The 25,631-nt window shown below is 66.4% G+C and carries 24 protein-coding genes and 2 pseudogenes; 15 read left to right on the top strand and 11 right to left on the bottom strand.

Going from position 1 to position 25,631, the window contains the following annotated elements:
* Positions 1-62: 62 nt before the first annotated feature.
* The 5 genes from hcp to thyX form a co-directional block, all read right to left on the bottom strand.
* Complete coding sequence (gene hcp, locus HDR50_RS11115; RefSeq protein WP_291358236.1) at positions 63-1,673, bottom strand: hydroxylamine reductase; 1,611 nt, start codon at positions 1,671-1,673, stop codon at positions 63-65.
* 161 nt (positions 1,674-1,834) lie between these two features.
* Positions 1,835-2,743, bottom strand: coding sequence for an amino acid ABC transporter permease (locus HDR50_RS11110; RefSeq protein WP_291358235.1), 909 nt, complete (start codon positions 2,741-2,743; stop codon positions 1,835-1,837).
* A 53-nt stretch (positions 2,744-2,796) separates the two neighbouring features.
* Positions 2,797-3,549 carry a basic amino acid ABC transporter substrate-binding protein gene (locus HDR50_RS11105; protein ID WP_165076271.1) on the bottom strand — a complete coding sequence of 251 codons (753 nt, stop codon included), beginning with the start codon at positions 3,547-3,549 and terminating at the stop codon, positions 2,797-2,799.
* 88 nt (positions 3,550-3,637) lie between these two features.
* On the bottom strand, positions 3,638-4,342 hold the full coding sequence (locus HDR50_RS11100; RefSeq protein WP_291358233.1) for an NYN domain-containing protein: 705 nt from the start codon (positions 4,340-4,342) through the stop codon (positions 3,638-3,640).
* 161 nt (positions 4,343-4,503) lie between these two features.
* A complete protein-coding gene (gene thyX, locus HDR50_RS11095) occupies positions 4,504-5,331 on the bottom strand; it encodes an FAD-dependent thymidylate synthase (RefSeq protein ID WP_291358232.1) in 828 nt (275 codons plus the stop codon).
* Between the two features lie 184 nt (positions 5,332-5,515).
* On the opposite strand from thyX, the gene trpB reads away from it, so the two are divergent.
* Both trpB and HDR50_RS11085 read left to right on the top strand, forming a co-directional pair.
* Positions 5,516-6,748: a tryptophan synthase subunit beta gene (trpB, locus tag HDR50_RS11090; RefSeq protein WP_291358231.1), complete on the top strand. Its 1,233-nt coding sequence runs from the start codon at positions 5,516-5,518 to the stop codon at positions 6,746-6,748.
* Between the two features lie 218 nt (positions 6,749-6,966).
* On the top strand, positions 6,967-8,601 hold the full coding sequence (locus HDR50_RS11085; protein WP_291358230.1) for an outer membrane homotrimeric porin: 1,635 nt from the start codon (positions 6,967-6,969) through the stop codon (positions 8,599-8,601).
* A 235-nt stretch (positions 8,602-8,836) separates the two neighbouring features.
* Here HDR50_RS11085 and HDR50_RS11080 read toward each other — a convergent pair whose 3' ends face one another.
* From HDR50_RS11080 to HDR50_RS11070, 3 genes are all read right to left on the bottom strand, one after another.
* Positions 8,837-9,013 carry a hypothetical protein gene (locus HDR50_RS11080; protein WP_291358228.1) on the bottom strand — a complete coding sequence of 59 codons (177 nt, stop codon included), beginning with the start codon at positions 9,011-9,013 and terminating at the stop codon, positions 8,837-8,839.
* 176 nt (positions 9,014-9,189) lie between these two features.
* Entirely contained in the window at positions 9,190-9,972 is a 783-nt protein-coding gene (locus tag HDR50_RS11075) for an HAD-IIA family hydrolase (protein WP_291358260.1), read from the bottom strand.
* Positions 9,972-10,682, bottom strand: coding sequence for a metallophosphoesterase (locus tag HDR50_RS11070; protein ID WP_291358259.1), 711 nt, complete (start codon positions 10,680-10,682; stop codon positions 9,972-9,974). Before HDR50_RS11070 ends, HDR50_RS11075 begins: the two co-directional genes overlap by 1 nt.
* A 148-nt stretch (positions 10,683-10,830) precedes the next feature.
* Here HDR50_RS11070 and HDR50_RS11065 point away from each other — a divergent pair, with 148 nt between their 5' ends.
* From HDR50_RS11065 to HDR50_RS11035, 7 genes and pseudogenes are all read left to right on the top strand, one after another.
* Positions 10,831-11,463 carry a 5-formyltetrahydrofolate cyclo-ligase gene (locus HDR50_RS11065; RefSeq protein WP_291358227.1) on the top strand — a complete coding sequence of 211 codons (633 nt, stop codon included), beginning with the start codon at positions 10,831-10,833 and terminating at the stop codon, positions 11,461-11,463.
* Positions 11,403-12,242, top strand: a complete 840-nt coding sequence (locus HDR50_RS11060; RefSeq protein WP_291358225.1) for a polyphenol oxidase family protein — start codon at positions 11,403-11,405, stop codon at positions 12,240-12,242. The genes HDR50_RS11065 and HDR50_RS11060 overlap by 61 nt, the downstream gene beginning before the upstream one ends.
* A gap of 84 nt (positions 12,243-12,326) precedes the next feature.
* Positions 12,327-13,391 carry a DUF362 domain-containing protein gene (locus HDR50_RS11055; RefSeq protein WP_291358224.1) on the top strand — a complete coding sequence of 355 codons (1,065 nt, stop codon included), beginning with the start codon at positions 12,327-12,329 and terminating at the stop codon, positions 13,389-13,391.
* A gap of 83 nt (positions 13,392-13,474) precedes the next feature.
* Positions 13,475-14,143: a TIGR00730 family Rossman fold protein gene (locus HDR50_RS11050; protein WP_291358223.1), complete on the top strand. Its 669-nt coding sequence runs from the start codon at positions 13,475-13,477 to the stop codon at positions 14,141-14,143.
* Between the two features lie 97 nt (positions 14,144-14,240).
* On the top strand, positions 14,241-14,672 hold the full coding sequence (locus HDR50_RS11045; RefSeq protein WP_291358221.1) for a nucleoside deaminase: 432 nt from the start codon (positions 14,241-14,243) through the stop codon (positions 14,670-14,672).
* A gap of 18 nt (positions 14,673-14,690) precedes the next feature.
* Complete coding sequence (locus HDR50_RS11040; protein WP_291358219.1) at positions 14,691-15,626, top strand: fused MFS/spermidine synthase; 936 nt, start codon at positions 14,691-14,693, stop codon at positions 15,624-15,626.
* Positions 15,616-16,182: pseudogene (locus tag HDR50_RS11035) on the top strand (fused MFS/spermidine synthase). The gene HDR50_RS11040 and the pseudogene HDR50_RS11035 overlap by 11 nt, the downstream one beginning before the upstream one ends.
* Positions 16,183-16,261: 79 nt before the next feature.
* Here HDR50_RS11035 and HDR50_RS11030 read toward each other — a convergent pair.
* The 3 genes and pseudogenes from HDR50_RS11030 to HDR50_RS11020 form a co-directional block, all read right to left on the bottom strand.
* The gene (locus tag HDR50_RS11030) at positions 16,262-16,675 is read right to left on the bottom strand and encodes a cytochrome c maturation protein CcmE (RefSeq protein WP_291358217.1); all 414 of its coding nucleotides are present in this window, start codon (positions 16,673-16,675) and stop codon (positions 16,262-16,264) included.
* A gap of 140 nt (positions 16,676-16,815) precedes the next feature.
* Positions 16,816-17,865: a hemolysin family protein gene (locus tag HDR50_RS11025; RefSeq protein ID WP_291358256.1), complete on the bottom strand. Its 1,050-nt coding sequence runs from the start codon at positions 17,863-17,865 to the stop codon at positions 16,816-16,818.
* 136 nt (positions 17,866-18,001) lie between these two features.
* Positions 18,002-18,843 (bottom strand): annotated as a pseudogene (locus HDR50_RS11020) (purine-nucleoside phosphorylase); the annotation flags it as partial.
* Between the two features lie 221 nt (positions 18,844-19,064).
* Between HDR50_RS11020 and HDR50_RS11015 the strand changes: the two are divergent.
* The 6 genes from HDR50_RS11015 to HDR50_RS10990 all read left to right on the top strand — a co-directional run bounded on the left by HDR50_RS11015 (position 19,065) and on the right by HDR50_RS10990 (position 25,555).
* Positions 19,065-20,462: a biotin carboxylase N-terminal domain-containing protein gene (locus HDR50_RS11015; protein ID WP_291358255.1), complete on the top strand. Its 1,398-nt coding sequence runs from the start codon at positions 19,065-19,067 to the stop codon at positions 20,460-20,462.
* Positions 20,463-20,482: 20 nt separating this feature from the next.
* Positions 20,483-22,729, top strand: a complete 2,247-nt coding sequence (locus tag HDR50_RS11010; RefSeq protein WP_291358216.1) for an acetyl-CoA carboxylase carboxyl transferase subunit alpha/beta — start codon at positions 20,483-20,485, stop codon at positions 22,727-22,729.
* Between the two features lie 33 nt (positions 22,730-22,762).
* Positions 22,763-23,413 carry a biotin attachment protein gene (locus HDR50_RS11005; RefSeq protein ID WP_291358215.1) on the top strand — a complete coding sequence of 217 codons (651 nt, stop codon included), beginning with the start codon at positions 22,763-22,765 and terminating at the stop codon, positions 23,411-23,413.
* A gap of 11 nt (positions 23,414-23,424) precedes the next feature.
* Positions 23,425-23,763, top strand: coding sequence for a hypothetical protein (locus HDR50_RS11000; protein WP_291358214.1), 339 nt, complete (start codon positions 23,425-23,427; stop codon positions 23,761-23,763).
* A gap of 65 nt (positions 23,764-23,828) precedes the next feature.
* Entirely contained in the window at positions 23,829-24,365 is a 537-nt protein-coding gene (locus HDR50_RS10995; RefSeq protein ID WP_291358212.1) for a single-stranded DNA-binding protein, read from the top strand.
* 116 nt (positions 24,366-24,481) lie between these two features.
* The gene (locus HDR50_RS10990) at positions 24,482-25,555 is read left to right on the top strand and encodes a glycosyltransferase family protein (RefSeq protein ID WP_291358210.1); all 1,074 of its coding nucleotides are present in this window, start codon (positions 24,482-24,484) and stop codon (positions 25,553-25,555) included.
* Positions 25,556-25,631: the final 76 nt, after the last annotated feature.

Genomic DNA, 25,631 nt, shown 5'->3' with positions numbered 1-25,631 from the left:
TTGAAAAAATATGCCGCGGCCGCCCCCGGCGAACGTTCCGGCGGCGGCCGCGTAAGGTACCGCTACTTGTCGCCGAGCAGGCGCGCCATGTCCTCGTCCGGCGTGGTCATGAGGGAGAGGCCCCACTGTTCCACAAGGATGTTGAGGATGGCCGGGGACACGAAGGCCGGCAGGCTCGGGCCGATGACGATGTTGCGCACGCCAAGGGCGAGCAGGGTGAGCAGGATGGCCACGGCCTTCTGCTCGTACCACGAGAGCACCATGGAGAGCGGCAGGTCGTTGACATCGCACTTGAGCGCGTCCGCCAGGGCGAGCGCCGTCTGGATGGCCGTGTAGGCGTCGTTGCACTGGCCGCAGTCCATGAGGCGCGGCAAATCGCCGAGCTTGCCCAGGTCCTTGTCATAAAAGCGGAACTTGCCGCAGGCGAGCGTCAGCACCACCGTGTCCTTGGGCGTCTTTTCCACAAATTCCGTGTAGTAGCTGCGGGCCGGCTTGGCGCCGTCGCAGCCGCCCACGAGGAAGATATGCCTGAGCTTGCCCTGGGCCACCGCGTCCAGCACGGCCGGGGCCGCGTCCAGCATGGTCTTGCGGCCGAAGCCGGTGAGGATCTTCTGGCCGGGCGCGTCCTCGGCATAGCCGGGCATCTCCTTGGCCTTTTCGATAACGGCGGAGAAGTCGCGCTCCCTGCAGTGCGTGCAGCCGGGCCACGACACATTGCCGGAGGTGAACACCTTGTCGCCATAGGCGCGCGGGTTCTGGATGCAGTTGGTGGTGAAGAGCACGGGGCCGGGGAAGTCCGGCAGTTCCTTCTGCTGGTTTTCCCACGCCGTGCCGAAGTTGCCGGCAAGATGCGGATAGGCCTTGAGGCGCGGATAGCCGTGGGCCGGCAGCATCTCGCAATGGGTGTACACGTTGATGCCCGTGCCCTCGGTCTGCTTGAGCAGGGCTTCGAGGTCGTAAAGGTCATGGCCCGAGATGAGGATGGCCTTGCCCTTGCGGTGGCCGAGATCCACCTCTGTGGGCACCGGGTCGCCAAAGTGGCCGGTGTTGCCCGCGTCCAGAAGCTCCATGGCCTTGAGGTTGCCGCGCCCGCATTGCAGCACAAGGTCGAGCCAGCCGCCGAGGTCGCGCACCGCCCCGTCCCACGCCGTGCCGGCGATGAGCGCCTTGCAGACAAAGGACGAGAGCTCCTTGTCGCGCTGGCCGAGACGCGCGGCGTGGTCCTTGTAGGCGCAGAGGCCCTTGAGCCCGAAGAGCAGGATCTGCATGGCCGAGTTCACGTCCGCGTCGCTGGAGAAGTTGTCCATGCCCACCACGCTCTCCGGGAGCCGCTTGCGGTACTCCTCGATGGAGAGCGAGAGGTCCTCGGGCACCTCGCCGAGCTGGGCGGCGAGGGTGCGCGCGTGGAGCAGGGTCTCGGTCTGGAGCTTCTCGATGGCCTCGGGGTCGAAGTTGACATTGGTCAGCGTGGCGAAGAGCGTGTCGGCGATGAAATCGTCATAGACATCGGTATCCATGCCTTTTTCGCGCGCCTGCTCCACCAGCGGCGCGAGGCGCCGCAACAGATAGACCAACTGGTCCTGAAGCAGGGCCACTTCGGCATTCTTGCCGCACACGCCGGCCACGGTACAGCCGGTGCCCTTGGCGGTCTGTTCGCACTGGTCACAGAACATGGCGACTCCTTTGTATATTTTGGCGTTTTTCCGCAATCTCCGGCCCGCGGCGAGGCGCCGGCCCGAAAGCTGCGGAAAGAGCATATCCCCCGCGCCCAAAAAATGCAAAAGCCCCCGCGCCGGGCGCGGAGGCTTTTTTGCGGCAAGGGCACCTCACCGCTCTACTTGCCGTCGTAATAATTGAGCCGCCCCTCCATGTGGCTCACGCACTTGGAGAGGATGAGGGTAATGATGAGATAGATGAGCGCCACTACAGTATAGGTCTCGAAATAGAGATAGGTGGTGCCCACGAAGCTCCGCGCGCGCTGCATGATGTCCGGCACGGCCAAGATGGAGACGAGCGACGTATCCTTGAGCATGGCGATGCACTCGTTGCCCACGGGCGGCAGGATGGTGCGCCAGGCCTGCGGCAGGATGACGAGGAACATGGTCTGGAAGCGGTTGAAGCCGAGAGAACGCGCGGCTTCGCTCTGTCCCTTGGGGATGGCCATGATGCCCGCGCGGAACACTTCGCCCATGTAGGCGCCGTAGCAGATGCTGATGGCGGTCACGGCCGAGGCGATGCCGCTCACCTGGAAGAAGCGCGAGAGCGCGTAGTAAATGTAGAAAAGCTGGACCAGCAGCGGGATGCCGCGGATGACCTCCACATAGGTGGAGGCCAGAAGATTGATGAAGCGGTTGCGCGAGATGCGCCCGAGGCCCGTGATAAGCCCGAGCGGCACGGCGAAACAGATGGAAAGGATGGTGATCTCGAAGGTGATGACCACCCCATCCGGCAGATAGAGCAGGATGCGCAGGTAGGGGTCCGGCCAGAGCAGGCAGAGCGCGATGAGCGAGCCGACCGCGCCCACGAGGGCGATGGACCAGGCGTTGACGAGCCTGCGCTCTTGCGGGTTGGGAATGGACGCCCCGTCGGTGACAAGGACGATATTGGCCTTGCTGTGGCCTTCTTCGCCCTCAAAGGTGGGATTGATCCCCCTTCGGGGACGGAAGAGGCCGAGGAAGGGCGGCTGCCCCGCCCTTCCCGAATCGCTTGCGGGCCTGTCGGAATTGGTGCCGTGATTGTCCATGCGGGCTCCTCCGCGGGAGGTCCTGGCCGGGCCCCGTGCTTGAAACTGCCAGGCTACTTGCCGTCACCCATCCACTTGCTGATGAGCTCGGCTTCCTTGCCGGAATCCTTGACGGCCTTGATGCCCTTGTTGAGCTTTTCCACGAGGTCGTCGCGGCCCTTGCGCACGGTGAAGCCGTAATATTCCTTGTCGCCGGTCTTGTAGGAAAGATTGAGCTTGCCGGCGGTGTCTGGCTTCTTGTTCACATAGTACATGGCCACCGGGTCGTCGCAGATCACCGCGTCGATGCGGCCGCCCACGAGGTCCTGGATGGCGAGGCCCACGTCGTCGTATTCGCGAAGGTCCGCGCCGGTGTCGGCCTTGCGCATGACGAAGATGCCGGTGGTGCCGATCTGGCCGCCAACCTTCTTGTCCTTGAGGTCGGCAAGGCTCTGGATGCTCTGGCCGGCGGGCAGGATGACGGCCTGCTCCACTTCATAGTAGGGCACGGTAAAGGCGAACTGCTTCTGGCGCTCGGGCGTGATGGTGGTTGAGGAGGCGACGATATCGTACTTGCCGGTGGCCACGCCGCCGAAGATGCCGTCCCAGGCCACGTTCTGCACGTCCACGTCGATGCCGGCGGCCTTGGCCGCTTCCTTGATATAGTCCACGGAATAGCCGGTGGGCTGTTTCTGGTCGTCCAGAAGTTCCATGGGGGGCCAGGTGCAGTCGCTGGCGACGGTGTATTTTTCGGCGGCCTGGGCAATGCCGCCAAGGGCCACAATGGCCAGGGCGAGAACGAACCCGCCGCAGAGGGAACGGAACATGTGGGCCTCCTGAATGGGTTATGGTGAACAAAAACCGGCCCGGTGTGTCCGTTGCCGGAAATACGCCGCTGGCTCGCCCGGCTTCCGGCTATTCGTTGCCGGGGCAGGGGTCATCGTCCTCGTCATCGTCCTGGGGGAGCCCGGCGCGCTGCGCCGGGGGCACATAGCGGGCGGCGTGGCTCGCCACCGATTCCTCCCCGTCCTCGGGCGCGCGGTCGTCGCGCAGGGCCTGCTGGATGAACCAGTCCTCGCGGATGCGCCACGAGGCCGCGGCCGCATAGGCCGGCGACGAATAGCCCACGGAAAGGACGAGGGTGCGCCTGGCGTGCTCCTGCAGGCGGATGAGCAGGGGCGTGAAATCCGCGTCCCCGGAAAGGATGATGAACTCGTCAAAGTGCGTGGAGTGCGAAAGGTCGTCCATGCAGTCCATGACGAGGTGGATGTCGGTGCTCGTCTTGCCGCGCGAGGTGAGCGGCGGGCAGTCCACCACCTGGAAGGCGCTGCGGATGAAGGGATTGCGAAATTCGCGGTAGCGCTCGGGGTTGAGATAACAGGTGCGCTTCAGGATGCGCCGGCGCACGCCATCGCCATAGAGGATGCGCAGGGCGTGGTTCTCTATCCAGCGGACCCAGCGGTAGGGCGAAAAGCCGAAGGCGCGGGCGGCGTCCGGGTCGGCCTCGAGGATGCGGGTATAGATGTTGTCAAAATCCACATAGAGCGCACTGTACACCTCATCGAAATTGGTGAAGCGGGCGCCCTCGGATGAGCGGGTGGCATCGGAAAATCGGGCCATGATATCCTCAAAAAAACAAAGGTTCCGCAGGCCTTGGGCCTGCCGGTGCCGTCACAGGCACAATTCCATGAAAGAAGGCAGCATGATAGCGCCAACACTTCTGCAAGACAAGGGAATGGACCCTTGAAATTTTTACGGGGACACGCGCGCCGCGGGCGCAGCTACACCTCCCCTGCGCCGTCCTCCGCTTCGCCCCCGTTGAACTCGGCCGGGCTCGGCATGTGGTTCGCCCTTTCCCGTTCGCGCAGGATGCCCAGGGCTTCTTCTTTCGTAAGGATGCGGCCGCGGCAGGCCGGGTTCTGCAGGGCGTTCTCCGGGCAGTAGCCAAGCCCGACGCAGCTCGGGCCCGCGCCCGCGAACAGGTCGGGAGCGGCCTTGCGGCAGAGGCGCAGCATTTTCCACGCGAGGTCGCGAATCTCGGCCTGGGCGTTGCGGCAGCAGCGGATGGCGAACCAGTCCCTGAGGGCGTGGGCGTTCATGCCGATGATGGCCTTGAAGGTCGTGGCCTGGGGCTTGAGGTAGCGCAGGTCCTCCTCGGGGATGCCTTCGGCGAGGCCGGCCTCGTACCACTGGCGCGAGAGCTCGGCGAGGTCGCGGCCGGAAAGGCGCGCGGGCCGGCCGTCCGGCAGCCTCAGCTCGGCCGTGAAGTCGGCCGCGGCCCGGGGCCAGGCCACGCTGAAGCGGCGCTTGCCCTTGAGCTCCGCCCGGCCGGACTTGATGAGGTAGGAGGCGTGGCGCTTGCGCACGAGCTGCACCTCGGTCACGCGGGAATAGCCCTCCACGCCGAAGAGGAACCAGTCGAATTCCAGCGCGGCGCCGTGCCCGCTGCCCAGGATGTTGCGCACGATCTCGCGCGAATAGGGCGACGCGGCGATGTCTTCCAGCTCGCGCTCGCTGCGGACGAAACGAGCGGCGATGTCGGTGAAGATCCTGCCGCCGCCCGCCAAAAGCAGCACCTTGCCATCGCCGATATAGCGTTCGTCCACCATGGCCCCGCCTCCTGTTATGGGCATTTGGAGCGGGCAGTCTAGCCGCTTTCGGGCGCTGTGTCCATGCGGATGACGGCTTGACAGCGGCCGCGCAAAAACGTGAGAGTGACCGGGCTTGTCTGTGCGCGCCACGCGCGCCCCCACACGGGAAAAACGCATCCATATACATTAAAAGGAGATGACCATGAGCGAAAAGCAGGACGCCGCCCCCACGGGCAAGCCGGACAGCAGGGGATTTTTCGGCGCCTACGGCGGCCAGTTCGTGCCGCCGCCCCTCAAGGCGCGCCTCGATGAGGTGGCGGACGCCTTTGCCGCCGCTCTGGAAGATGCCTCCTTCCACCGCGAGCTCGACAGCCTCAACACCCACTTCGCCGGCCGTCCCAGCCCGGTCTTCCACTGCGCCAACCTGAGCCGCAGCCTCGGCGGCGCGCAGATCTGGCTCAAGCGCGAGGACCTGAACCACCTGGGCGCGCACAAGATCAACAATACCCTCGGCCAGTGCCTGCTCGCCCGCCGCATGGGCAAGAAGCGCGTGGTCGCCGAGACGGGCGCGGGCCAGCACGGCGTGGCCACGGCGGCGAGCGCCGCCCTCATGGACCTCGAATGCGCGGTCTACATGGGCGAGGTGGACATGGCCCGGCAAAGGCTCAATGTCATCCGCATGGAGATGCTGGGCTCGCGCGTGGTGGCGGCCCTGAGCGGGCAGCGCACCCTCAAGGAGGCCGTGGACGAGGCGCTGGAGGCCTGGATCGCCGACCCGGAGATGTTCTACGTGCTCGGCTCGGCCGTGGGGCCCCACCCGTATCCTTATATGGTGCGCTACTTCCAGAGCGTCATCGGCCGCGAGGCGCGCGCGCAGATGCTGGCCGAGCTCGGGCGGCTCCCGGACGCCTGCCTGGCCGCGGTGGGCGGCGGCTCCAACGCCATCGGCCTTTTCGCGGGCTTCCTCGATGACATGGAAGTGAAGCTCATCGGCGTGGAGCCGGGCGGCCGGGGCAAGGGCTACGGCGAGCACGCGGCCTCGCTCTGCCTCGGCGAGCCCGGGGTCATGCACGGCTTCAACTCCTACATGGTCAAGAACCCCGCAGGCGAGGCCGGCGAGGTCTATTCCATCTCGGCCGGGCTCGACTACCCCTCGGTGGGGCCGGAGCACGCCCTGCTCAAGGATACGGGCCGCGCCGAGTATGTGAGCGTCACCGACGAGGAGGCGCTGGACGCCTTCTTCCTGCTCTCGAGGCACGAGGGCATCTTGCCCGCGCTGGAATCCTCCCACGCGCTGGCCCAGGCCGTGAAGATGGCGCCCGGCATGGGCAAGGACAAGGTCCTGCTCGTCAACCTCTCCGGCCGCGGCGACAAGGATGTGGAACAGGTGGCCGAGCTGGTGCGCCAGGGCAAGGCCGGCCCCAAGGCCCGATAAAAAATTTTTTTAGGCGCAAAAAATCATAACACTGTGAAACGGCAGGGAATTTTTTGATTCCCTGCCGCCTGAATTTAAAAAAGTAAAAATTTTTGCACGAAAACGCTTGCATCCTTCGGGGGGATTGCTTATTTTGCGCTCACGGGGAAATGGGAATCCCCGGGGGTTCAGTAATTGGCCTCCCCATTTCGGGGCGGCAAAAAAAGGAAGGTTCAACCATGAAAAAGATCGCCACGCTTCTGTTGGCGGCCGGTCTGGTGTTCGGTGCCGCCACTGGCGCCAGCGCCATCGACTTCAAGGCCAAGGGTCAGTGGATCATGTCGTTCGACTACGGCCAGAACGGCACCTTCGTGGGCAAGGAAAACGGCCACAAGAAGACCGGCTGGGGCGACGGCAAGCAAGACGACTTCGAAGCCCGCCAGCGCGTCCGCCTGCAGTTGGACGCCGTTGCCTCCGAGTCCCTCTCCGGCACGGTGTACTTTGAAATCGGCGACTCCATCTGGGGCCAGAACTCCAGCGGCGGCGCCCTCGGCGCTGACGGCAAGATCGTCGAGCTGAAGCAGGCCTACATCGACTGGATGGCCCCCGAGACCGACCTCAAGGTCCGCATGGGTATCCAGAACATCACCACGCCCGCCTACGCCTCCGGCAACTCCGTGCTTAACGACGACGTGGCCGGCGTCGTGGCCAGCTACCAGATCAACGAAATGGCCGGCGTCACCGCCTTCTGGGCCCGCCCCTACAACGACAACTTCACCGGCTTCAACGACGCCAACGGCCACAAGAACTGGCGCGCCAACTACATGGACAACATGGACGCCGTTGGCCTGCTCGTTCCGCTGTCCTTTGACGGCGCGAAAGTGACCCCCTGGGGCATGTATGCCGGCATCGGCCCCAACACGTTCCGCCTGAGCCAAAAGGATGCTGAGAAGCGCGACGCGGACGGCAAGCTCTTGCCGCAGACCTACACGAACGACTGGTATGGCAACCTCGCCAACATGGGGGCCGGCAACGGCTTCATCAACTCCGGCCTCTTCCCGGTGGGCGGCGCGCGTCATCGTGACTTCAGCAACGCCAATGGCCGTGCCGTTGGTGGCCGCAACCTGAGCTCCTACGCCAACGCCTGGTGGGGCGGTGTCTCCGCTGACATCACCATCTGGGATCCCTTCCGCGTGGCCTTCGACTTCGAGTACGGCTCCGTGACCTGGGAAGACGACGGCCGCCTGAACCGCCAGGGCTGGTTCGCCACCCTGCTCGCCGAGTACAAGCTCGACTGGGCCATTCCCGGCATCTACGGCTGGTATGCCTCCGGTGACGACAGCAACCCGGCCAACGGCTCCGAGCGCATGCCCACCATGGACGGCAACAACACCAACAAGTACTCCAACTTCGCGTTCGACGGCGATCCCTACATCGCCCGCGACGCCGTGGTCGGCCACAGCATGGCCGGCACCTGGGGCATCGGCGCCCGCTTGAAGGACATGAGCTTCATCGAAGACCTGAAGCACACCTTCCGCGTCAACTACATCGGCGGCACCAACAGCACCACCATGGCCAAGAAGATGTCCAAGGCCGGCCTGTGGGCCAACGGCGACGATCTCGGCGGCTTTGAAGGCTGGAGCGGCGGCCATGACGCCCTGTACCTGACCACCGGCGACAGCGCGCTGGAATTCGGCCTGTCCAACTACTACAAGATGTACGACAACTTCACGATCTCTCTTGAAGCCGACTACATCGCCCTCTGGCTCGACACCAGCAAGTCCGCGTGGGGCGCCCGCCACAAGGAAGGCAAGTCCATCCCGCAGACCAAGGACGCCTGGAACATCAACGCCAGCTTCGTGTATTCCTTCTAGGCATCAAGCCTGAAAGAATCCGCAACGCATCCGAAAGGGGAGCCGCAAGGCTCCCCTTTTTGCATGAAGAAAACCTCCCGCTGACGGGAGGTTTTCTTCATGCAAAAAGGCCCCGGTTGCCCGGGGCCTTTTTGAGGTTTGTATTCAGCCGTGAGGTGTTATTTCCCGCCGGGAACAAATTTATAGACAGCGAATATGGCAATGCCCAGACCGATAATGTAGAGCCAAACGCTTGTCATGACCTGTCTCCTTTCGATTTAAGTGCCGCAGCGACCGCCCCCAGAATGGCGACAACGGTGCAGCCGGCGATCGATTCCGCTCGAACATCCGGCATGATGACCGCAGATACCATGAGGGCCGCCGATGCAGCCTGGCACAGCCCGGCCAAATATCCCAAAAGCTCTTTCTTCATTCACGTCTCATCTTCTTGATAGCCACAAATTCCGCTTCAGTCCAGCCCGCGAGGGATGCCTCACGAGATGCCAGGAACAAAAGGAACCACCCGCAGATGGTTCCTCGTGTGTGCTCTGGAGCAGGGAAAACTGACCGCGGCACTTCCGAAACTCCCCTAGAGAATGGCGGCCGGGTTCAGGCAGGGCGTCCCCACTGCGCGTGGCCAAGGTCCTCAAGCACCACCGTGGGCTGGCGTTCCTCACGGGCCAGGTCCTCGCGCGTGGCCTCGCCGCTGAGCACCAGGGCGAAGTCGATGCCCGCGTTTTCGGCGAGCTTCTTGTCCGTGGAGAGGCGGTCGCCCACCATGATCATGTCTTTTTTGGCATAGCGCGCAAGCAAGGGCGCCAGCACTGCCGGGTCGGGCTTGCCGAAGATGTGCTGCGGCCGCCGCCCGGTGGCCGTGGCGTAGAGCTCGATCATGCTGCCCACGTCCGGGAGCGGCCCCTCGGGCGAGGGGCAGACGAGATCGGGGTGCGTCGCCAGGAAGAGCACTTCCGGCTTTTGCAGCAAAAGCACCGAGCGCGCGAGTTTTTCGTAGGTGAGCTCGGTGTCGTAGGCCAGGATGACGGCCTCTGCCCCCTCCTCGCCCAGGGTGAGCTCGGGCATGCGGCCCAAAAGGTCGCGCTGAAAGTCCCGGTTGCCCACCGCATAGGCGCGCGTGATGCCGTTTTTCCGCAAAAAGTCCACCAGCGGCGTCACGGGCGAGAGCAAGAGTTCGAGCCGCGCCGGGATGCCCATGCCGTTGAGCTTGTCCACATAGGTCTGCGGCGACTTGGAGGTATTGTTGCTCAAAAAGTAAAAGTCGAGGTCGTCCCAGTGCCGGCGGATGAAGTCCACGGCGCCGGGGATGGGGATGTGCCCGAGGTAGACGGTGCCGTCCATGTCCAGCACCACGCAGCGCTTGCGCGACCAGTCGATCATGCCTTGCCCTCCAGCACGCGCAGCTCCACGGAGAGGCGCCCGTCGTTGGAGCGGAGCACGAGGTAGCCGCCCTGGGCCAGCGCCCCGGGATTGGCGATGATGGTGCGCCCGATGCGGTCCACGGCGCGGGCCTCGTGGATATGCCCGCACAGGCACATGTCCGGCTGGGCCTCCTCCACGAATTCGCGCACCGCGGTGGAGCCCACGTGCACGTCGCCGGGGATGACATCACAGGCCGTGTCCTTGGGCGGATTGTGCGAGATGAGCACGGTGTGCGGGAAGGTGCGGGCCGTGCGCCAGGCGGTCTCAAGCCACGCGGCGAAGGCCGATTCGGGAAATTCGCTGGGCGTGCCGAAGGGCGTAAAGGTGGAGGCCCCCACCCCGAAGACGGCGATGCCCGGCGCGAGCTCGCGCACCCGCGTGTGCAGGTTGCAGCCCTGTTCACTGAGCCACACGTCCACCTCGGGCCGGTCCATGTTGCCGATCTGCGCGAGGACGGGCAGCCCGGGCGCGGAAAGGGCCTTCATGACGGCCTCGGCCTGGCGCACCCCGCCGGTGACGGTGAGGTCGCCGGTGACGATGACGCCATCGGCCTGCGCGAGTTCGGGGATCTCGGCGAAATTCTCCGGCGCGTCATGGATGTCGCCCACGACGACCCAGAGATAGTCCTTGCGCCCTTCCTCCCCGGAAGGGGCGGCGCCCTGCATCTGCGGACTGTGGGAGCCTTCCGTGCTTGGCATGGATGCTGTCCTTTGCTATGCTGATAAGGATGGAGCGGCGCCGGCGCATCACTGGCCGCCGGCCTTTTGCCGCTCTTGTTCCACTGTGCCACAACTCCTGACGGAAGGAAAGGCCATGCCCGCGGCACCCTCTCGCCACGCCGGCTGCGCCCCGAACCGGGAGGAACTGCGCCGCAGCCTGCTCGAACGCCGGCGCGCCCAGGCCCCAAAGCTCGCGGCACGCCGTTCCCGCGCCGCGCAGGAGCGCCTGCTGGCCGCGCCCTGCTGGCGGGATGCCGGGAGCATGGCACTGTATGCGGGCGTGCGCGACGAGATGGCGACCGGCCTTTTGCTGCGTGAGGCCTGGGCCGGCGGCCGCGAGGTGTGGCTGCCACGGGTGCTTCGGGGCAGCCGGGGCCGCATGGAATTTGTACGCTGCGCTGGCCCCGAAGACCTTGGCCCCGGCGCCTTCGGCCTTCTGGAGCCGCGCCCGGAGCTCCCCGGCGCAGGCCCTGAAGACGCGGACTTCCGGCCTCGTCTCATGCTCGTGCCGGGTGTCGCCTTTGACCGCCGGGGCGGCCGCATGGGTTATGGCGGCGGTTTTTATGACCGCTTTCTCGCGGCCCTGGGCGCCCGCGAAGGCGCGAAGTGCCCCACGCTCGGCTTCTGCTTCGGCTTTCAGGTGGTGGACAAGGTGCCCTGCGCCGCATGGGACAGGCCGGTGGACGGCATCTGTACGGAAGGAGAACTCTTCTGGATATCTCGCTGAGCTGGTTCCGCTTTCCCGGCGTGCCCCGGGTATGGTGCGCCTTTCAGGGCCGCGCGCCCGCCGCGCCCTTTGCTTCGTGCGCCGTCGCGCCTGTGCCGTGGTCGGGCGGCAATATCTCCTTCAATGCCGGCGATGACCCCGCCGCCACTGTGGCCGCGCGGGCGGCCCTGCTCGACGCGCTCAGGCGCCGGGGGCTCGAGACGTGGGCCGAGGTGCGCCAGGTGCATGGCGACGCGCTCGTGGAAGAGCCTTTTGCGCCCGCGGCATCCGCCCTTGCCGCCTACCGTATGCAGGATTCGCCCGAGGCCGACGGCATGCTCAGCTCAACACCGGGCAAGGGCCTGCTCATCAAGACCGCCGATTGCCAGCCCCTGCTGCTGGCACATCGCAGCGGCCGCCACATCGCCGCCCTGCACGTGGGCTGGCGCGGCAACCGCTGCGACTTCCCGTGGAGCGGCGTCACCCGTTTCTGCGCCGCCTATGGCCTCGACCCGGCGGACATCTTCGCCGTGCGCGGCCCGAGCCTCGGCCCCTCGCGCGCGGAATTCGTCAATTTCGACAGGGAATGGGGCCACGCCTTCCGCCCCTGGTTCGATGCGCACAGCCGCTGCATGGACCTCTGGGGCCTCACGGCAAGCCAGCTTGAGAGCGCCGGCGTGCCGCGGCGGCAGATCTTCGGGCTCGACATCTGCACGAGCCTCAATGCCGGGCACTACTTCTCCCACCGGCATGACCCGAGGAGCGGCCGCCAGGCGAGCCTCATCTGGGTCGAGGCCTGAAGCGCAAGGCATGGACAAAGGCCGGCCGGACGCGCTAAACTTGGCGGAAACCGTCCCGCACGGGACGCAGGCAGGAGGTTTGCCATGAACGATATGCCTGTTTCCAGACGCAAAATGCTCCAGGGCTCGGCCCTTCTGGCCGCGGCCGCCATCCTCGCGCCCGGCGCCGCGCTTGCCGCCGGGGAGGCCAAGGCGCCCGGCAAGGCCCCCGCCCCGGCGCCGGCCCAGGCTCCCGTCATCGGCTCGCGCAACGTGACCGGCCAGCCGCACAAGGGTTCGGCTGCCAAGGTCTATTTCTCGCCGGTCATCGACGCGGCGAGCCTCATCAAGCTCTACAACCTCGTCAATGAAAACATCTACGGCAAGGTGGCCATCAAGCTCCACACGGGCGAACCCAACGGCCCCAACATCCTGCCGCGCGACATGGTAAAGGCCTTCCAGGCGCAGGTGCCCGAAAGCGCCATCGTGGAGACCAACACCCTCTACGAGGGCGGCCGCCACACCACCGAAAAGCACCGCGAGACCCTCAAGGTCAACGGCTGGACCTTCTGCCCCGTGGACATCATGGACGAGCACGGCGACGTGAACCTGCCCGTCGAGGATGGCTTCCACCTCAAGGAAGTGGCCATGGGCAAAGGCATCACGGACTATGACTCCATGATCGTGCTCACCCACTTCAAGGGGCACGCCATGGGCGGTTTCGGCGGCTCCATGAAGAATATCGCCATCGGCTGCGCCTCGGGCCAGGTGGGCAAGCGCCAGGTGCACGGCGTGGAGGGCACCCCGCCCGCCGACTGGGGCCAATGGCCGGCCAAGGAAAAACTCATGGAGCTCATGGCTGATTCCGCCAAGGCCGTGGCCGACCACTTCGGCAAGCACATCGTCTATATCAATGTGCTGCGCAACATGAGTGTGGACTGCGACTGCGCGGGCACAAGCGCCCATGATCCGACCATCAAGGATATCGGCATCCTCGCCTCCAGCGACCTTCTGGCCATCGACCAGGCCGCCTGCGACCTCGTGTTCGCCAGCGCCGACGGCGCGGACCTGCGCGAGCGCATCCAGAGCCGCCACGGCCTGCGCCAGCTCTCGGCCATGGCCGAACACAAAATGGGCAACCCGCAATACGAGCTCATCACCGTCAACTAGAAAGCCCTTTTCGCAACCGATACGGCCTCTGCGCCGGATGCCACCGCGGGTGTCCGGCGCAAAGGCCGGCCCAAGGAACAGGAATGCCTGAATTTCGACAGAACATCGTGGATGACCTCGCCGCCTCCGGCACCGAATCCTGGCGCACCTTCCGCATCATGGCGGAAATGGTCAACGCGCTCGACGAGCTCAATTCCCTCAAGGTCAACTGCATCTCCATCTTCGGCTCAGCGCGCAGCAAGCCCGGGAGCCAGGAATACCAGGATGCGGAAAAGCTCGCCGGCCTGCTCGCCCAGGCGGGCTACGGCGTCATCACCGGCGGCGGCCCCGGCGTCATGGAGGCGGCCAACAAGGGCGCCACGGAGGCCGGCGGGGTGTCCGTGGGGCTGCACATCAAGCTCCCGCACGAGCAGGGCTGCAACCGCTATGTGACCACGCGCTGCAACTTCCGCTATTTCTTCATCCGCAAGTTCATGTTCGTGAAGTATGCGCGGGCCTATGTGGTCATGCCCGGCGGCATGGGCACCATCGACGAGCTTTCCGAGGCCTTCGTGCTGGCGCAGACCGGCCGCAGCCGCCCCTTTCCCATCATCCTCTACAATTCGCGCTTCTGGAGCGGCTTTTCCGAGTGGCTGCGCAAGAGCATGGTGGCNGGCGGCTTCATCAGCGAGGANGAGATCGACAAGCTCATCACGATTTGCGACACGCCGGAGGAAGTGGTCAACCACCTGCGCAAGATNNTCATCCTGTAACATGCGGGAGGACGCGGCCCAGCTTCCGCGCCCGCGCGCCTTCGCGCCGGCCGGCCCCGTGCCCGCGCCGCCNCNGGGGCGCNCCTGGGANGNNCTCATGGAGCTGGCCCTTGAGGAGGCCCGCAAGGCCGGGGCNGAGGGCGACGTGCCGGTGGGCGCNGTCATCGTGGCGGNNGACGGGAGCATCCTCGCCCGGGCCGGNAANGCCGTGGAGCGCGGGCACGACCCCACGGCGCATGCNGAAGTGCTCGCCATCCGCGAGGCCTGCGCNAGGCTCGGCAACTGGCGGCTTTCCGGCTGCGTGCTCGTGGTGACGCTGGAGCCCTGCGCCATGTGCGCCGCGGCCATCGCNCANGCGCGGCTNGCGGGCGTNGTCTATGGCGCNGCGGACGAGGCNGCCGGCGCCGTCACGTCGCGCGCNGAATATCTGGACGGNCCGGCNNNNCCGANNCCNGTGTGGCANATGGGCGGCATCCGTGCGGAAGAATGCNCGGCGCTCNTGCGGGGCTGCTTCGCGGNNCGGCGGTAGNGGGGAAAACGGAAACCTATGCTGGAACTGACGGTCTTCTTGAGCGGCGCCCTCGTCATGGTGCTGGAAATGGTGGGCGGNCGCGTGCTCGCNCCGCATGTGGGCACCTCGGCCATCGTCTGGACAAGCCTCATCGGCGTCATCCTGGCCTGCCTCGCGCTGGGCGCCTGGGCNGGGGGCCGCTTTGCCGACAGGTCGCTCTCCCGNCGCGGNCTCGGGCAGGCGCTNGCCGGNGCCGGCATCGGCTGCGGCATCACGGCCTTTTGCCANACNGCCATCGGGAGCGGCATCACCGGCGCCGTNGGCAACCTCTATGCCGCCGCCGTGGCNGCGGCCGTCGCCACCTTNGCCCTGCCNGCCTTTTTCTTCGGCATGATCACGCCCTATGTCATCCGCCTGCGCATCGCCAGCGTGGANACNGCNGGCGCCACCGTGGGCCGGCTCTANGCGCTCTCCACGGCCGGCAGCATCCTCGGCACCTTCNTGGGNGGCTTCGTGCTCATNTCCTGGTTCGGNAGCACNCTCATNCTCTGGGNNCTCGCCGTNGCCATGCTCCTNCTCTCGCTCGCCAACAGCCGCAAGCGCCCCTGGGGCCGCNTNCTCCTCATCCTGCTNTGCCTCTTCCTCGCCTGGCAGGACAGCCTCTATGGCGAATGGCTGGCCGANAAAAAGGGCACGCGCCTNGTGGAGAGCCCNTACAACAGCATCCGCATCATGGAGGGCGTGGACTATGCCCGCGGCGGCAAGCCCGTGCGNCTCATGGCCACGGACCCGGGCTACAGCCAGTCCGGCATGCTGCTGGAGGCGCCGGACGANCTCTATTTCGACTATACGCGCTATTANGCCNTNGGGCCGCGGCTCGTGCCCGGGGCNAAGCGCCTGCTCATGCTCGGCGGGGGCGGCTANTCCGTGCCCAANTGGCTGCTCTCGGGCAAGAGCGGCNTTGGCNNCTGACCTNGACCTCACCGTGGTNGAGCTCGACCCGGCCATGACCNNNAGCGCGCGCCGCTGGTTCGGCCTGAAGGANGACCCNCGCCTCACCGTNCGCCACGAGGACGCCCGCGCCTTCCTCAACCGCCAGACNGACGCCTTTGACCTCGTGTTCGTGGANGTGTTCAACTCCCACTATTCCGTGCCCTTCCAGATGGGCACNGTGGANGCGGCCNANGCNCTGCNCCGGGCCGTGGCGCCGGGCGGGGCGCTCGTCATGAACGTCATCTCGGCGGTGGANGGGCCNGACGGNCGGCTNTTCCGCGGNATCTGGCATGCGCTCTCGCANGCCTTCNCCGAGGTGCGCGTCTATTGCGTGGGCGACCCGGGCCACCCGGAGCGCGTGCAGAACCTCATGCTCGTGGCGCTCCCNGAAGCGCGGGANGANGCCGCCCTGCCGCTCTTGGCGAACGANACCATGGAGGCCCACCGCTACANNGGCGCCATCGANCCGGNCGANCCCCTGCGCGACGANTANGCCCCNGTGGAGCGCTTCACGCTCATGCTGGCGCGGCAGTAGNGCNGNGCGANNGCNNAAAAATCAGGGGCTGCCTCCGNNANNCGGAAGCAGCCCCTTGAATTTTGGCNGGAAAAGGCCCCTAGCTCGTGCGGTTTTCCTTCTGGTACTTGGAGGGGCACTTGGTCATGAGCACCTTGGCNGAGAAGCGGCCGTCCTTGCCCATGCCGCCCTCGACGATGACCTCCGCGCCGGGCTTGAAGGCNTCCGGCACCACGCCGCGNTAATCCACGGGCAGGATGACCGCCGCGTCGTCCTTGTCCTCNAGGCGGAAGCTNACGCCCATGGCGTCCGCCGGCTTTTCGATGCCNTCCTGCGCCACGGTGCCGAAGATGCGCGCNGCCGTNAGCCTGTCCTGCNNGGCCGCGCGGGCCTCGGCCACATTGAGGAAGTAGACGCTGTTCTCCGCAAAGCCGGTATAGGCGAGAAAGCCCACGCCGCCCAAAAAGAGNAGGAAGGCGGCGANATAGAGGCGTGTGGTTTTCTTGCGCGCCATGCGTGCTCCGTCCNGGCGCNGCGCCCNNTGCGGGAGCGGCGCCGCTGTTTGGCTGCCGATAGAGTGGGAAAAGTATAGNCGGTTTTGCGCCTGCTGACAATACAGGAATCATTCCTNNGAGGNTGTCAAGNCGCCCGCGCTCATTCGCGGGNCNGCGACGCNGCCTTGCGGGTGAGGGCCTTGCGNCGCTCNCGNGCNAGNGCNCGCAGGTCGGCCACATTGTCGCTTTCGTCCATGATCTCGCTGCCCAGGATCTCNTCCAGCACGTCCTCCAGCGAGACCACGCCGGCAAGGCCGCCATATTCGTCNAGCACGGCGAANAGGTGGACGCGCTCGCTCANAAGCTCGCGCAANAGCACGTCAAGGGTCTGGCTTTCCTGCACGAAATGCAGCGGCCGCATGATGGCCGAGAGCGGAAGGTCGAGCTTGTCCTCGGCGTAGCAGCGNCCGAGNGTGCGCCGCTCCACNAGGCCCACGAGGTCNTCGTTGTCCTCGCCGTAGACCGGGATGCGGCTGAAGTGCCAGATGCGCGGGTCCTTGTAGGCCTCGGCCACGGTGAGGTCGTCCGGCAGGGAAAAGACCACGGTGCGCGGGGTCATGATCTCGTGGACGCGCTTNTGGTCNAGCGAGAGCACGTTGCGGACGAAGTGCTCCTCATAGGCCTGGATGCGCCCGGCCTTGCGCGAGAGGCTGGTCATGGCNCGGATGTCGTCTTCCGACACTTCCGGCTTGCCGGANTTCGGCGAGAGCAGCCGCGTCAGGAGCCCGGTGAGCCANANNAGCGGCGAAAGCACCCGGATGATGAGNGTGAGCGGCCGCGCNAGCATGGCGGCCACNGGCGTGGCATAGGCCACGCCNAGCGTCTTGGGCACGATCTCGCCGAAGGCCAGGATGACCACGGTGAAGCCGGTGGCGAAGAGCGCCATGTGCGAGGCNCCGAACACGGCGAGGAAGGCCGCGCCCGCGATGGCCGAGCCNGCGGTGTTGGCCACGGTGTTGAGGGTGAGNATGGCCGCGATGGGGCGGTCCACGTCGCTGCGCATCCTGTAGAGCAGCTTGCCCACGGTCTTGCCCTCGCTGCGCAGGCGCTCGATGGCCGACCACGGCACCGCGTAGAGCGCGGCTTCGGCGAGGGAACAGAAAAAGGACACGAACACGGCCACGCCAACGGCCAGAAACAGCGTCAACATGCAGGCATCCCGGCAAGTGGTTCGCCGNCCCTTGGGGGGCGGCGCGGTCGCNTNCATCCTAGCCCGGGGCCGGGGCTTTGGCAATCNCCGGCGCCGCGGCNCCTNANCCGCGAGCCCCTGNGCCGTGGCTTCGGCNAGGCCCGGCAGCACNTCCATAAGCAGNCGGCCCAGCGCCTNNCCGGCGCGCCCGGCCACGGCNATGACCTCGGCAAGCGGCGCNGGCGCCATGCAGTCCGGCAGGTTCTTGTTGGTGAGGCAGGAGATGCCGAGCACGCGCAGGCCCATGTGGCGCGCGGCGATNACCTCGAGCACCGTGCTCATGCCCACGGCGTCGGCNCCCCACTGNCGGTACATGCGCGTNTCCGCCGGGGTCTCCATTTCCGGGCCGTGGACGCCGATNTAGACGCCCTCTTCCAGCCGGATGCCGAGCCTGAGCGCCGCGGCCTGCGCGAGCTTGCGGAACTCCCGGTCATAGNNCGCGCTCATGTCCGGGAAGCGCTCGCCGAAGGCGTCGCAGTTGGGCCCNGTGAGCGGCGANACGCCGGTGTGGTTGATCATGTCCGCGATGCACATNAGGGAGCCGGCCNCNAAGAANGGGTCGAGCGCGCCGGCCGCGTTGGTGATGACGAGCGCGCGGGCGCCGAGGCCGGCCANNACGCGCACGCCCATGCAGACTTCGGCNGGCGNGCGNCCNTCATAGAGGTGGCAGCGNCCNAGNTGCGCNAGCACNGGCACGCCGGAAAGCCGCCCCCACACGAAGGCCCCGGCATGNGAATCCACGCCNGGGCGCGGCATGCCCGGNACCTCGGCAAAGGGCACGCGCACGCTGCCCGCCCCGGCCATNAGCGTTTCNNCCANNCCNGAAAGGCCCGTGCCGAGCACNAGCGCCACGGGCGCCCGCGNAAGGTCGGCGCCGCCGGCCTCGAGCGCCGAGCGCAAGCCGGCCACGGCATNCTGGACTTCTTGCGGATTTTGCATAGAATCATCCCTTGATGGTGAAAACGGCGCCGCGCCGCTGCGNGCAAGCCCCGCNAGGGCTNGCGGCCGCAGGATATGCCGGNAGGCCNTTTCCCACAAGCCCGCGCCGCAAGGCGCGTACCGNAGAGCCTTTTGGGGAGAATCGCGTGAGCAAGGCCCAGGACAGCAAGAAGAAAGCGGCACCGNNGGCCGCCCCCGCCCCGGACCTCTCGGGCCACAAGGTGCTCGTGGCCAACCGGGGCGAGATCGCCATGCGCATCATGCAGGCCTGCCGNAAGCTCGGCGTGGGCTTTGCCGCCATCTATACCGGNGAGGACGANGCCTCGGGCCATGTGGAGCTGGCGCGNCGCATCGGCGGCGAGAAGAGCCTGTTCCGCGTCTCNTCCTACCATGACGCCAACGAGCTCATGGCCGTGGCCGACGAGGCNGGCGCNACGGCCGTCCACCCCGGCTACGGCTTCTTNGCCGAGGATTTCCGCTTCGCCCGCCGCGTGACCAAGCGCGACCGNGCCATGATCTTCATCGGCCCCTCGTGGAAGATCATCCGCGAGCTCGGCGACAAGATCAACACCAAGCGCCTCGCGCGCAGCCTCAACGTGCCCACGGTGCCCGGCTCCGACCGGCCCATCTATGACGAGCTNGAGGCCGAGCGCATCGCCAAGTCGGTNTTNGANTTNCAGGAGGCGCAGGGCATCCAGCGNCCGCTCGTGCTCGTCAAGGCNTCGGCGGGCGGCGGCGGCATGGGNATCGAGGAGGTCTACGACCCGGACCAGTTCCGCTCCGTCTACCGCCGCATCCGCAACTACGCCCTGCGCCAGTTCAAGGACGAGGGCGTGCTCATCGAGCAGCGCATCACGGATTTCAACCATCTGGAAGTGCAGATCGTTTCCGACCGCTCGGGCCGCAACCCCGTGCATTTCGGCACGCGCAACTGCTCCATCCAGTCCACGGGCCTNCANAAGCGCATCGAGGTGGCCCCGGGCTTCGCGCCNGAGACCCTGCACTACACCTTTGACGCCAACCGCGTGCTCACCGACATCGTGGATTATTCNCTCGCCATGGCGAAAAAGGTGGGCTACGANAATGTGGGCACCTGGGAATGGATCGTCACNCGCAAGGGCGANCCCTTCCTCATGGAGGTGAANACNCGCATCCAGGTGGAGAACGGCGTNTCNGCCTGCATCGCGCGCGTNCGCGGCGAGGAGGGCGTNGACCTCATCGCCGAGCAGATCCGCACGGGCCTNGGCGAGCCNCTGGGCTACACCCAGGCGGAGATCGCCACCGAGGGCGTNGGCGTGGAATACCGNCTCATCGCCGAAGACCCGGACAACAACTTCACCCCCTGGGTGGGCCGCATCGAGCATTTCTCGTGGACGCCGGCGCCCTGGCTCANCGTGCTNACCCATGTGCCGCTCGACCANCCTTACGAAATTCCNACNGAATTTGACCCCAACCTGGCGCTCGCCATCATCTGGGGCAAGGACATCGACGAAGCCAAGGAGCGGGGNCTNGCCTTNCTCGATTCCCTNAAGCTCGAGGGCGTCAACGGCGCGGGCGAGCCGCTCANGTCCAACGTGAATTTCCTCAAGGCCAANACCGGGCGCATCCTCCGCTTCTGAGGNCGCGAGCAAAGGGCGAAATGGACAACAATATCGCAAAACGCATCCAGAGCCTGCGCGACAGGCTCGCCTACCTGCAGGATATTTTCGCGGGCAAGCACGCGGACAACGCNGACCTTTTGCGCGAGCGGCTGGACGGCTTCGCNANGCGCGCGGCCGANGGCTCCCTCGAGGANCCCTACGCCGANCTCGCCACCGTNGAGGACCTGTTCTCGTATGTGGAGCGGCGCCTCGACAACGAGATCACGCCCATGGACAAGGTNCGCATCGTGCGCCACCCGCAGCGCATCTGCCTGCGCGACATCCTTGAAAACGTCTANGACAATTTCACCGAGGTGGGCGGCCAGGACGAGCACAGCCTCGACCCGAGCATGCTCATCGCGCGNGCNGTCATCATCCGCCGCCGCGGCAAGAAGACCTANCAGCAGTCGGTGCTCGTCATCGGGCAGGAAAAGGGCCACGGCGCCGAGTTCCGCAACGGCGGCTCNGTGAAGCCCTGGGGCAANGCCAAGGCNCTGCAATACATGCGCGTCGCCGAGACCGAGGGCATCCCCATCCACGCCTACATCTTCACGCCCGGCTCCTACCCCATCGAGGACTATCCCGGCGCGGCCCAGCAGATCGCNCGCAACATCTACGGCATGGCGGGCCTGCGCGTGCCCGTGGTGGCCGTCATCTCCGAGGGCGGCTCCGGCGGCGCCGAGGCCATCGGCCTCGCCGACAAGCGGCTCATGCTCTCGCACGGCTACTATTCCGTCATCTCGCCGGAGGGCGCCGCGGCCATCGAGGGGCGCCTCAAGGCCGGCGAGCGCGCCACGCCCGAGCTCATCGAGCATTGCGCCGAAAACCTGCACATCACGGCGGAAGACAATTTGCGCTTCGGCTATATCGACCGCATCGTGCAGGAGCCGCCGCTGGGCGCGCGGCCCTGGCACTTCGAGTTTTTCCGCAATTTGCGGCAGGAGGTGCTCCGCGCCACGGACGAGGTGGTCATCTCCACGCGCAGGCTCCCCATGTTCCGCGGGCTCGCGCTGTCGCGGCGCCGCAACCCCGAGGCCAATCTCGACGAGATGCACATGCGCTGGGGCCTCACGCCGGCCGCCAAGCTGCGCCTGCGCGAACGCCGCCAGCAGAAGTTCCTCCGGCTCTCGCGCAACGCCGCCATGGACCGCCGCCCCTTCCTCACCAAGACGGCCACGGCCTTCTGGGACTGGGCGAGCAAGCCCTGGGTGGCCTTCAAGTACGATTTTTACCGCAAGCACCGCCGCAAGCTCAGCGGCTTCATGGAAGAGGTGGGCAACGAGTGGGAGACCTTCAAGGGGCGCCTTTTCTCGCCGCTGCACAAGATCACCGGCCCGCGCGCCAAAAAGGANGACGCCGCGAGCGAGCTCACCGCGCTTTCCGCCTGGTCGGGCGACGGCCGGCGCCACAAGTGGAACTACATCTCGCCGCGCTACAAGATCGACCGCGCCGTCACCTGCCCCAACAGCGCCTCTTACGGCTGCCTCGACCTCTGGGGGCCCGACCTTTTCGCCGAATTCGCCGGCGTGTGCAGCCATTGCGGCTACCACTTCCCCATGGAGCCGGAATGGTATGTGAAAAACGTGTTCGACGAGGGCTCGGTGTTTGAGTTCAACAGCGAGATCGAGGCCGGCAACCCGCTGAACTTCCCGGGCTTCGCCGAGCGCATCGCCGCGGCGCAGAAAAAGACCGGCGCCAAGAGCGGCTGCATGACCTTCGAGGCGCGCATCGACAATATCAAGATGGTCGTGGCCATGCTCATGGGCACCTTCCGGGGCGGCTCCGTGGGCGCGGCCGAGGGCTTCAAGTTCGTGGAGGCCGCGGAGCGCGCCGCCAAGAAGCGCCAGCCCTTCCTCGCCTATGTGCACGGCACGGCCGGCATCCGCATCCAGGAAGGCACGCACGGCGTCATCCAGATGCCGCGCTGCACCGTGGCCGTGCGCCGCTATATCGAGTCCGGCGGCCTCTACATGGTGCTGTACGACACCAATTCCTTCGCCGGCCCGGTGGCGAGCTTCCTCGGNTGCTCGCCCTACCAGTTCGCCGTGCGCTCCTCCAATATCGGCTTCGCCGGGCCCGGCGTCATCAAGGAGACCACGGGCATGGACATCCCGCCCAAGTACCACCGCTCCTACCGCGCCCTGTCGCGCGGCCACATCCAGGGCATCTGGGACAGGCGGCAGATCCGCACCAACCTGAAGCAGGCCCTGATGACCATCGGCGGCAGGAACCTCTATTACCGCTAGCGGGCNCAGGACGCGGCCCCGCACAGGAAAAGCATGATCGACATTTCCGCGCTGCTCGACGGCATCAAGGACTCCCCCTACCGGGAGATCGTCATCGCGGCCCCGCATACCGGCAAGGTGACCTTCGCCGGGCTCAAGCCCGGCGACAAGGTGCACGGCCCCCAGGGCCAATGGAAGGAAAAGCCCGGCACCCTCGTGGCCACGCTGGAGCGCGAGCGCAACCCCAAGCCCATCTGCGTGCCGGAAAAGGGCGAGATCTCGGCGGTGCGCGACGAGCTGGAGGGCGCCTTCGTGGAGGCCGGCACGGAGCTCGCCGTGTTGCGCCACAAGCTCACCCGCGAGGAAGTGCAGGCCATCATCCTGCGCAAGGCGCTCCACCTCTTCCGCGCGCCGGAGCGGGCCAAGTATTATTTCACCCCCGAGGTGGACAAGAAGATCCGCGCCTCGGACGCGCATTCCGTGGCCGTGCGCGACGGCATGGAACTGCTCATCATGTCGCGCATGAAGCGCGAGGCGCCCCTGCGCTATTCNGGCCCCGAGGGCGTCATCTACTCGGTGTATTTCACCTATAACGAAAACATGGACGCCGGCGCGCCGCTCATCGGCGTGTGCCCGCGCGACCAGCTCCCGGCCATTCAGGATGTCATCATGCGCGTCCAGACCGAATGGAAGGAAACCGACTAAGGGAGGCCACCATGGGCAAAGTGCTGCAAATCAGGGTCACGGCCGTCACCTGGAACGACGAACTCGTGGAGGAATACTGGCCCCGGCTCGTCAGGCTGGCCGGCACCGTGCCGGTGAAGAGCGAGGGGCGCGGCGTGCTCGAGCTNGTGCGCCGGCTGGACGAGGGCCTGCGCTTCATGAAATGGTCGGAAGCGCGCAAGCAGGCCATGGGCCCGGGCATCCGCGAGGCCGCGCGCCTCAAGGCCGANCTTGAGGCCGCGCTCGCCGACTGGGACGCCCGCAAGGCCAATGCCCTGAGCGACGACCTGGAAGACGCGCTGGACGCGCTGGAGCGCGCCTACACCGAGTAGGGGCGCCCNCTTCCGCCTCACCCTAGCCAGCTTGGCGCGGGGCAGCCCGCGCGCAGGAGCCTTACATGCTGAACAAGGTCATGCTCATCGGCCGTCTCGGCCGCGACCCCGAACTCCGCTACACCCAGAGCGGCTCCCCGGTGGCCACGCTCAACGTGGCGACCGACGAATCCTATACGGACAGGGACGGCAACAAGGTGGAACGCACCGAGTGGCACCGCGTTTCCGTTTTCCAGCGCCAGGCGGAAAATTGCGCCAACTATCTCGCCAAGGGCAGCCTCGTCTACGTGGAGGGCAGCCTCCAGACCCGCAAATGGCAGGACCAGTCCGGGCAGGACCGCTACACCACCGAGATCAAGGCCCAGCGCGTCCAGTTCCTNGACCGCAAGGGCGAGCGCGGCCAGGCGCCNGACGGCGCCCCCAATGACTGGGGCGANGGNGGCNGCCAGCGGCAGCGCCCGCAGGGCAACCGCCAGGGCGGCGNCCAGCAGGGCGGCNGGAACGCNCCGCATGCGCCNCAAGGCCGGCAGAACCGGCACGACGATGACTTGGGGCCNGCCTTCCCGTCCGAGGCNTCGGGCATGGACGAGGTGCCNTTCTAGGGNGANGAAAGATATAGGCCGGGCGCCNNGGCGCCCGGCTNCTTTCGGGGCGNNGTNTTCNCNNCCNCGCCCNANAGTTGCNGCTCCCGCTCCNAACTNCCCACCACGNNTACANCATGGCGCGCGTCCTCTACGGCATCCACGGCACTGGCCACGGCCACGCCATGCGCGGCCTGACCCTGGCGCGCCGCCTGCCNGAGCACGAGTTCCTNTTCGTNGCCAACGACGACGCGGCCCGNGTGCTCGAGCCGGAGTTCCGCGTNTACCGCCTGCCCAANCTGGGCACGGTCTTCAANAACTACAAGGTGGACATGGGCGCCACCATTGCCCGCGCCGTGCCCCTGCTCCTCCACCGCGAGCGCTACATCGGNGAGGCCCTGCGGCTCATCGACGACTTCCGGCCGCATGTCTGCATGACGGACCTCGAATATTTCGTGCCCCGNGCGGCNGAGCGNGCNNNNCTCCCCTGCCTCACCCTCGACCATCAGCACATCATCACCTCCTGCCGNCACGANCTGCCGCTGAACATGCGCTGGGACGCCTTTGTGCAGGGCCTGACGCCGCGCTGGCTCTTNCGGCCCACGAGCGCCAANNTNATCATTTCCTTTTATGCGCCGCCGCTNTTGCCGCAGTANGCGGCGACCACGCGCATCGCGCCGCCCATCCTGCGCGANCGCGTGCTCGGNCTCANGCCGCGCGACGANGGGCATGTGCTCGTCTACCAGAGCAATTCCACGCACAGGAAGCTCATCGACATTTTGCGCGCCGGCACCNCGCGCACCTGCTATGTNTACGGCTATGTGCGCGAGGANGGGCAGGAGGGCAATGTCATCTTCAAGCGCAAGAGCGAGGAGGAATTNCTCGANCTNCTGGCCTCNTGCGCCTATGTGGTGCAGGGCGGCGGNCACACNCTCATGAGCGAGGCGCTCTANCTCGGCAAGCCCNTCCTCTCCCTGCCCATCCGCGCCATGGTGGAGCANCGCTTCAACGCCCTNTACCTNGAACGCCTGGGCTACGGCATGCAGGCCGACCTCCCGAGCCTCACGCCGGACGCGCTCAGNGNCTTCGAGGCNCGGCTNGACNNNTATAAGGNTGCCATCGCGCAGGGNAATTTNTGCGGCAACGANCTNGTNTTCGGNCTGGTNGACACGTTCATCAGGACGGGGAAGCTGGAGATNAGCGNGNNCTGACAAGTGAACCCGNAGAGATCTGACNCCNCCTNGCCTGAAANNNCCAACANNCANCNNNGNNNAGGCGTTGCNNCCA

It is taken from the genome of Desulfovibrio sp. (assembly GCF_014803725.1).
GTDB lineage: Bacteria > Desulfobacterota > Desulfovibrionia > Desulfovibrionales > Desulfovibrionaceae > Desulfovibrio.
The sequence above is the reverse complement of the archived record's forward strand: the minus strand, read 5'-3'. Positions and strand labels throughout refer to the sequence as shown.

What these genes read in the sequence shown, in the direction of transcription:
- HDR50_RS11080 (WP_291358228.1), bottom strand. Translation starts at nt 9,013, where the DNA reads ATGAAGAAAGAGCTTTTGGGATATTTGGCCGGGCTGTGCCAGGCTGCA.
- HDR50_RS11085 (WP_291358230.1), top strand. Translation starts at nt 6,967, where the DNA reads ATGAAAAAGATCGCCACGCTTCTGTTGGCGGCCGGTCTGGTGTTCGGT.
- thyX (WP_291358232.1), bottom strand. Translation starts at nt 5,331, where the DNA reads ATGGTGGACGAACGCTATATCGGCGATGGCAAGGTGCTGCTTTTGGCG.
- HDR50_RS11055 (WP_291358224.1), top strand. Translation starts at nt 12,327, where the DNA reads ATGAACGATATGCCTGTTTCCAGACGCAAAATGCTCCAGGGCTCGGCC.
- HDR50_RS11105 (WP_165076271.1), bottom strand. Translation starts at nt 3,549, where the DNA reads ATGTTCCGTTCCCTCTGCGGCGGGTTCGTTCTCGCCCTGGCCATTGTG.
- HDR50_RS11060 (WP_291358225.1), top strand. Translation starts at nt 11,403, where the DNA reads ATGGGACAGGCCGGTGGACGGCATCTGTACGGAAGGAGAACTCTTCTG.
- HDR50_RS11065 (WP_291358227.1), top strand. Translation starts at nt 10,831, where the DNA reads ATGCCCGCGGCACCCTCTCGCCACGCCGGCTGCGCCCCGAACCGGGAG.
- HDR50_RS11070 (WP_291358259.1), bottom strand. Translation starts at nt 10,682, where the DNA reads ATGCAGGGCGCCGCCCCTTCCGGGGAGGAAGGGCGCAAGGACTATCTC.
- hcp (WP_291358236.1), bottom strand. Translation starts at nt 1,673, where the DNA reads ATGTTCTGTGACCAGTGCGAACAGACCGCCAAGGGCACCGGCTGTACC.
- HDR50_RS11110 (WP_291358235.1), bottom strand. Translation starts at nt 2,743, where the DNA reads ATGGACAATCACGGCACCAATTCCGACAGGCCCGCAAGCGATTCGGGA.
- trpB (WP_291358231.1), top strand. Translation starts at nt 5,516, where the DNA reads ATGAGCGAAAAGCAGGACGCCGCCCCCACGGGCAAGCCGGACAGCAGG.
- HDR50_RS11100 (WP_291358233.1), bottom strand. Translation starts at nt 4,342, where the DNA reads ATGGCCCGATTTTCCGATGCCACCCGCTCATCCGAGGGCGCCCGCTTC.